We start from the raw sequence: 311 nt of genomic DNA on the forward strand, positions 1-311 counted from the left end.
GCTTCTTCTTCCGCCGAGCCGCCGATCTCGCCGATCATGATGATCGACTGGGTGGCTTCGTCGGCGAGGAACAGCTCGAGCACGTCGATGAAGTTGGTGCCGTTGACCGGGTCACCGCCGATGCCGACGGCCGTGGTCTGGCCCAGGCCCGCATTGGTGGTCTGGAACACCGCCTCATAGGTGAGGGTGCCCGAGCGCGACACGACGCCCACCGAGCCCTTGGAGAAGATCGAGCCCGGCATGATGCCGATCTTGCACTCGCCCGGCGTCAGCACGCCCGGGCAGTTCGGGCCGATCAGGCGCGACTTGGA

Annotated in this window: 1 pseudogene; it reads right to left on the reverse strand. The window is 66.6% G+C overall.

Going from position 1 to position 311, the window contains the following annotated elements:
- A pseudogene (locus DD559_RS19525) lies at window positions 1-311 on the reverse strand (succinate--CoA ligase subunit alpha); the annotation flags it as partial.

Source organism: Sphingomonas pokkalii, from assembly GCF_003096275.1.
Classification (GTDB): domain Bacteria; phylum Pseudomonadota; class Alphaproteobacteria; order Sphingomonadales; family Sphingomonadaceae; genus Sphingomonas; species Sphingomonas pokkalii.